Annotated in this window: 1 protein-coding gene; it reads left to right on the forward strand. The window is 56.4% G+C overall.

The window, feature by feature from the left end; translation table 11 throughout:
- Nucleotides 1-268: 268 nt before the first annotated feature.
- Nucleotides 269-807, forward strand: a 539-nt coding sequence (locus tag CHU70_RS10685; RefSeq protein ID WP_242451398.1) for a helix-turn-helix domain-containing protein, incomplete at its 3' end; no start/stop codon positions are given.

An 807-nucleotide genomic window follows, 5' to 3' on the forward strand; every position in this document is an offset into this window, starting at 1 on the left:
CGGTAGGTTCAGGCGGTGAATGCATCACCACTTTCGACCAGGAGAAGTAGTGAAGCAAACCCGCCAATCGAAATACAGTGCCATCAAACCCATTGCGCTTCAACACATCGCCAACGGGGCATCAGCAAGCGCGGTAGGGCGCGATTTAGCGATCCCCGCACCAACTGTCAGGCGGTGGGCGCGACAAGCCGGAATTAAAATCCAGCACCAATCGCACTGCCCGAAGGTCTCGATGAAGCATAAGCATCGCGTGATCTACGAGATGCTTATGGCCGGCACATATAGTGTTGCCCAGATTGCTGCACAGGCCGGGGTGTGCACATCCACGGTGTATAACCGGCGGGCTAGATTAACCACTATGAATACCCACAGCCGGATAACACCCGGTGATGTATCTCGTGTTGGTACTGGTCGGCGGCTAGGGCTGGCGGAACGGCTAGTCATTGCCGAGCATCTGCGAGCAGGGCATTCGCACCGGCGTATCGCCCAGATAGTCTGTCGTAGTCAATCCACCGTCAGCCGTGAAATCGCGCGCAACAGCGTCGATGGTATCTACGATGCCTATCACGCTGACCAGGCCAGCCGCGGGCGTCTTGCTCGCCCTAAGCTGCGCAAACTCGATGACAATCGGTTCTTACGCGCCCAGGTTGTCGATCTGCTCAACCGTGGTGCCTCACCGCGTCAGACCAGTGACAGGTTGGCTGCACTGTGGGGTGATAATACGTCCATGACTATTAGCCACGAGTCGATTTACCAGGCCCTTTACGTGCAAGGGGTAGGTAGCTTGCGCAAAGAACTTGTGTTTGA

It is taken from the genome of Corynebacterium sp. LK10, from assembly GCF_008042455.1.
Lineage (GTDB): Bacteria > Actinomycetota > Actinomycetes > Mycobacteriales > Mycobacteriaceae > Corynebacterium > Corynebacterium jeikeium_D.